Source organism: Pedobacter sp. N23S346 (assembly GCF_048515415.1).
Classification (GTDB): domain Bacteria; phylum Bacteroidota; class Bacteroidia; order Sphingobacteriales; family Sphingobacteriaceae; genus Pedobacter.
Genome location: NZ_JBLYEE010000027.1, coordinates 1 through 5950 on the forward strand (window position 1 = coordinate 1; position 5950 = coordinate 5950).

A 5950-nucleotide genomic window follows, 5' to 3' on the forward strand; every position below is an offset into this window, starting at 1 on the left:
CAAGAAAAACAACTGTTCTAAGTAATAAAAATTAATCATTATATTGTATCAGTAAATCAATTAAAGTGGCTGTAAAAGCCTTAGTAATTAACTACCAAAACTGTCAAGCTATTTTAGGAAGGGTCAAGTCCTGAACTACCAACTGCAAGTATAGAACTATGAACCGAAAGCATAGAACTGCAAACTGAAACTGCAAGTATAAACCTACCAACTGCAAGTATAATGTTGTTAACTGAAAGTATAAAACTATCGTCGGAAAGTTCAGAACTACGAACTGAAAGTATAAAACTATCGTCGGAAAGTTCAGAATTACGAACTGAAAGTATAAAACTATTGTCGGAAAGTTCAGAATTACGAACTGAAAGTATAAAACTGGGAACTGAAAGTTCTGAACCATCAACCGCAAGTATAAAACTCCGAACAGCAAGTACAGAACTATCAACAGCAAGTTCAGAACTGCCTTCATTTACGCGCCCATTGAGCAACAATATTTTGAAGATTGATTTATTGTGTTTATCTTGCCCATGCTAAATGATAATTAACATATTTTACAAATCTTAACAAGAGAAGCAATTAAGTAAGCAATTCAATTTTTAACAATATTCCTGAGACGAGCGGTAGTCCCGCATCTATATTTTCTCTGTAAAGAGTTAATTGTCGTTTAGCAGCGTCTCAGGATCTTTTTATCAATGTTATGCTAAACGACAATTGTAAAAACCCAAACACACAGCTCCCAGATCAGGTAGAAGCTGTAACAGAATTCCGGAAAATTATCGAAGCTTATTTTGAAACGAATAGCTTATCGGATGTAGATCAAATACTTACTGAACTGCTGAGTGCAGCCACCGGGCCAGACCCTCGTTCAGGTAAACACAAACCCATTAGCATTGCCAACACACTTTACGATGTAAACAACATCATTAACCTGGTTACCAAAACAAAACCTTTGGCCAATGAAGACACCTTTCAGCAATATGCCCAAAGCCAGACTTATCAATTGCAAGCCGTTGGCCATTTTGATATTGCACACCTATCAGAACAGTTATATTATGGCTTAAATGCTTATATCTTTCAGGAAGATGGTTTTGAAAGCGCAACCTTAAACTTCTCTGCCGAAATTATTAATACCTATAAAATGATTTATGATTGGCTGGCAGATTGCGATGCATGGTATACCGCTTTTAAACAAAGAATTCAAATCAATTAATTTGAGTCGCTGTATCACCAACTGGTAGGTTATGGCAATCGCTACTTTTAGTGGTTAGGTAGTTCATTTAATTTCGGGCGGTGAGACACCGCCCGATAGGATAATTTCGAAACAAAATAACGAGAAACATCTTTTTGTTTCGTGGTGAATTGTTTCTCTTGCCCGAAACAAAATCAGGAGAAACAATTTTTTGTTTCTCGATAAATTGTTTCTCTAACCTGAAACATTTTTTATTTAAACATTTTTTGTTTCGAGAAATATTATTTCAAAAATAGTCCTATTAAGTCAGGAGGCATTTTTGGCCAGAGTTCACTTATTTTTGGACCATTTAAGGCAGAAATAATAATGATAAAATTTTTGGGGTTGAAAATTTATACATGTATTTCATATCATACATCACTATAATTATTATTCATCCGCTGAAGCAATCTCCATCGAGGAATCTACAAATGAGATTGCTTCGTCGTGCCTCCTCGCAAAGACGATTCTGCGAGGGGATCGTCCTCCAGTATGATGCAAAGGTTAGTCCCGCAGATCTAAATGATCACCGCAGATTTTACAACTCGCTTCTGCGGAAATCTCCTTAATCTGCGGGAAAATTATTTGAGTGGTCCTCCTGAACCCACGAAGAATCGTCCTCCTGATCCGATAGCTATCGGATTTGTTTAAGGATCTTACCACAAAAGGTGCTGAACTAAATTTACTGCGTAGCTTTCCGCTTCGCTACAGGTCAGCATGACGATTCGCTTAGTGAAGCCCCAAGAAAAAACCGTCTTTGCGAAGCAGATCTTTCATCTGCTGAAGCAATCTCCATCCAAGAATCTACAAAATAGATTGCTTCGTCGTGCCTCCTCAGCAATGACGGTTTTGCCCCGGCGTTAATCTCCAATCATTCCATGCCCTTGCCAGCCCAGAATATGTCCATCATCTTCATTTACCCGTACCAATTTGCCGCTTTTATTAAATACCAGTTGCAGGCCGTGTTCCTGTTCCCATTCGCAACTAAAGGTTAAACGAAGGTATACGCCCTTATCTTCATAAGGTTCGCGGGTAACATATATTTCCCTTGGTGTAACATAGTTCCATATTTCTTGAGGGTCTTTAATATCCCATAAGTGCTGGTCTGCTTCGTCATAACCTATCGCATCTAAAAAATCCATGCAGTTTTGATACACAGGTGCAGTAGTTGCTTCCCTGTCTTTAAGTGTTTTTGATAAAAAATTACGGATGGTTTCATCAGCTTCATCCATAAAATTTTCATCTTCGTTAGGATTATAATCGGTGATGGTGAAGTTCATTTCAACATTATCCAAAAAATCTATTTTCTGCGGTTCAGATACCCACCAATCATCAAAATCTGCATTTTTTAGCACGCCAATTATAGCAGAACTTACTTCTGTTTGGGTAATGGGCACGCGTTTCTTTTGAGGTGGAACTTCATTATTAAGGCTTTCAAAAGCAGCTTCCTTCTCTACCTCTGTTTTGGGTGCATAGCTTTCCAATTTTAAAAACAGTTCCTTAATGTTTGTTACCCGGGTCATCTCTCTGCTCGAAATGGTGATGGCTATATCTTGTATATCTTGATCATACCTCACCGATAACATATTGTAATGATAATTTCTAGGCAGCTCAAAAAAGAAGTAGGTACTTATGGTATAATAAGCGAGGCAAATCCTGTAACTGTCTGATAAATTATTAGGATCATCAGGCGAACAGTTTAGCGTGGGATGATATTTACGGATAATGAGCAGCTTCGTCCCATCAGGACTGAGTGCCGATAATGGATAGGCCTTCATAAAAGCCTTTAGATTTTTATCGTTAACAGACAGGAGATTTTCTCCCGGATTTTCAATTTCCCAACCAGTCATGTCCATACTATTTAAATTTTAAACGTTTGTTAATCTGTTTTAATTGATTTACCTTTTCATCATTTTAGCCCCAGCAAATACCGTGATCCCACCAAACAGCTAATTTTTTCTCTTCAAGGTTTTGTGTCGATGCTTTAAAACCTGGCAGTATTAAAAAAAGTGCTATGGCATGGCCATAACACTATACTTGAGAGGCGCTATACATATTTTGAATAACGACTTTAGCTTGGTTTTTCTTAAAGTTTACTTTCTTTTTCTGAGGCGAAGTTAAATCTGCCTTCAAATATTTTTCCAATAATCGGAACGGGTTTCTCTACCTCATTATTAGCAGCAATGATCCCCAATAATAACAGCAAAAATGGAATGAGTAAAACAATGTAAAAGATAAAACCCAAAGTTGGGATAATCGCCAGGATGATACTACTCACAATACTTAAGGCAAATGAGGTAATGATAATGCCAAGCGATTGACCCAAATGGTAATTAACCAGTCTGCTTTTTTCTGTTGATTTTTTAAATTCCAGATAAGAAATGATCCACCCGATAAGGGTAATGTAGGCTACAATAGCCATCGTCTTGCTTTTCATAATTTATTTTTTTTGGTGAATGAATAGATCAAAATTACGGCTGTATGTAGCGGAAACAAAGAAAACAGCGACTACTCATCGACTACCACAAAAAAAACGAATGTCTACAATGCGTCTACAAAAAGCACTTAAAAGTCTTTAAAACAAATACTTAACATAAAATGACTGTTTTACGAGCTGTTTATTTTTTCTATTTTTGATGATGCAGTTAACCCTGAAATCAGTACTATTGGTCCTACTCTTTTTCCTCATTTCATGGAATCAGGCAGAAGCACAAAAGATCTATCTCGATTCGCTAAAACGTTTACTGGCTCAGAAAGATGTTTCGAAAACAGAGCAGGTAAATGTTTTATGCAAACTGGCGAAGGCTAATTTTGAACAGCATCTTCCGCTTTCGTTTGCGCAGGCTAACCGTGCCCTTCGAATAGGCCAAACTTTGCCAGATGGGCAGGGTAAGGCAATGGCTTATGCTACACTGATTCATTTATATGTGTGGAAAAAAGACCTGAAGAATGCCTATGCCAGCCGTGACAGTGCCATGTACTATGCCAGAAAAACAAAAGACCGGGTAACGATAGGTTTTGTATGGTTTAGAAATGGATGGTTAGACCTGGTTAATGATGAGAACGATCAATCAGCAATGAAGTTGTTAAAAGCAATAGATTTTTTTAAAGGGCAAAATGCACAGGATTATGAAAGTACTGCTTACCATTATTTAGCTAGCATTTACAGCTATGGGAACAATCCTTCGAGGCAGAAAAAATATGCAGATTTGTGTTATCAAACCGCACTGGGAAGCCAACAGATAGATCAATTAAATAATGCTTATTTTACCATTGGCCAAACCTACTTTGATCGGTTTAAAATAGATACGAAAAAACGCCAGCTGCTGGATTCTGCCATATTAATTTATAAAAAATCTTTACTGCTTTCTAAAAAGCAAGAGGGGCGTTTAGTTTTAAGAAGCAATACCGCTGCCATTGCTTTGAATACGGCGAATGCCTATTTTCAATATTTCCCGGGTGCTTACCGCGATAGCGCAGAGAAATATCTTGATCTAGCCATCAAAATTGCGACCAAAACCAACCTGCAGGAGGTATTATTAAATTGTTATGGCCTGCGTAGCGAATATGCTTTGCGAGATGGCCGCTATGAAGAAGCTGAAAAAATCTTATTGAACGGATTAAGTAAAACAGATGGTGTAGTAAGTATGCCGGTAACCAAAGCCAGAATTTATCAGGGCCTGGCTAATATTGCCGAAAAAAGAGGAGATCAAAAACAAGCATTAGATTATCTGAAACAATATTTTGAGTATTATAAAAAGGCTTTTAATGAAGAAAAAATAAATAGCATTACCCGGGTAGAGGCACAATATCAATCGGCAAAAAAAGAGCAGGAAATTGCCTATCTGCAGCAGGAAGCGACATTTACTAAAAAACGTAACACTTTTTATGTGGTTTTGGGTATTATGGGAATAGCCGTTCTATTATTTCTGCTGCAATCTTACAATTTCAAATTAAAAGCATCGATCAGAAAGCAAGAATTAATAGATAAGGAGAAAACCGCCGCAGAGTTAAGGGCTCAGTTAAAAGAAGCAGAAGCCATGCAATTGCAAACGGAGCAGGTTTTGCTGAAAGAACGCCAGGAACGTTTACAAAAAGAATTATTGGCAGGCAATTTACAAATAGAAGAGAAGAACGAGTTGCTGCAACTGCTCTCTGGAAAGGTTGATCCAGATAGTCACCTTTCAGTCGACGAACAAATCAAGCGGATTCTGAACCAGCAAAAGAAAATGGATAAAGATTTTGAAATCCATAAAACTGACTTTTTTGAAACCAATCCAGCTTTTTTTGAACGTTTACAACAGCAGGCCAACCAAAGCCTGACACGGCTTGATTTGAAATATTGTGCTTACATGTTGATGGGGCTTTCTAACAAAGAAGTTTCTGCCCGTTTAGGGATTGAACCCAAAAGTGTACGCATGAGCCGGTATCGGATTAAACAAAAGCTTGGTTTGGGAAAAGAAGATGATCTGAATTTGTTTCTACAGCATCAAAGTTAAAAGTTCCCCTCGCGGGATCGTCATCCTGAACCCACGAAGAATCGTCCTCCTGAACTTGTTTCAGGATCTTACCACAAAAGGTGCTGTTCTGAAATGAATTCAGAATGACGCTAAATTTACTGCGTAGCTTTCCGCTTCGCTACAGGTCAGCATGACGATTCGTGTTAACGCATCCTTTCAAAAAAATCGTCATTGCGAAGCAGATCTTTCATCTGCTGAAGCAATC

Annotated in this window: 5 protein-coding genes; 2 read left to right on the plus strand and 3 right to left on the minus strand. The window is 37.8% G+C overall.

Features of this window, described 5'->3' with window-relative positions; translation table 11 throughout:
- Positions 1 to 113: 113 nt before the first annotated feature.
- The gene (locus tag ACN1CD_RS23475) at positions 114 to 485 is read right to left on the minus strand and encodes a hypothetical protein (RefSeq protein ID WP_419132864.1); all 372 of its coding nucleotides are present in this window, start codon (positions 483 to 485) and stop codon (positions 114 to 116) included.
- A gap of 209 nt (positions 486 to 694) precedes the next feature.
- On the opposite strand from ACN1CD_RS23475, the gene ACN1CD_RS23480 reads away from it, so the two are divergent.
- Positions 695 to 1207: a hypothetical protein gene (locus ACN1CD_RS23480; RefSeq protein WP_419132865.1), complete on the plus strand. Its 513-nt coding sequence runs from the start codon at positions 695 to 697 to the stop codon at positions 1205 to 1207.
- An 878-nt stretch (positions 1208 to 2085) separates the two neighbouring features.
- Here the strand turns inward: ACN1CD_RS23480 and ACN1CD_RS23485 are convergent.
- Positions 2086 to 3075, minus strand: a complete 990-nt coding sequence (locus tag ACN1CD_RS23485) for a DUF6985 domain-containing protein (protein ID WP_419132866.1) — start codon at positions 3073 to 3075, stop codon at positions 2086 to 2088.
- A 236-nt stretch (positions 3076 to 3311) separates the two neighbouring features.
- Complete coding sequence (locus ACN1CD_RS23490; RefSeq protein ID WP_419132867.1) at positions 3312 to 3662, minus strand: DUF4870 domain-containing protein; 351 nt, start codon at positions 3660 to 3662, stop codon at positions 3312 to 3314.
- Positions 3663 to 3861: 199 nt separating this feature from the next.
- Between ACN1CD_RS23490 and ACN1CD_RS23495 the strand changes: the two genes are divergently transcribed.
- Positions 3862 to 5724 (plus strand): tetratricopeptide repeat protein, encoded by a 1863-nt coding sequence (locus ACN1CD_RS23495; protein ID WP_419132868.1) that lies wholly within the window; start codon positions 3862 to 3864, stop codon positions 5722 to 5724.
- The last annotated feature ends 226 nt before the right edge of the window (positions 5725 to 5950 follow it).

Excerpts from the sequence above, each read along its gene's own strand:
- ACN1CD_RS23480 (WP_419132865.1), top strand. The coding sequence starts at position 695 with ATGCTAAACGACAATTGTAAAAACCCAAACACACAGCTCCCAGATCAG.
- ACN1CD_RS23485 (WP_419132866.1), bottom strand. The coding sequence starts at position 3,075 with ATGACTGGTTGGGAAATTGAAAATCCGGGAGAAAATCTCCTGTCTGTT.
- ACN1CD_RS23490 (WP_419132867.1), bottom strand. The coding sequence starts at position 3,662 with ATGAAAAGCAAGACGATGGCTATTGTAGCCTACATTACCCTTATCGGG.
- ACN1CD_RS23495 (WP_419132868.1), top strand. The coding sequence starts at position 3,862 with ATGATGCAGTTAACCCTGAAATCAGTACTATTGGTCCTACTCTTTTTC.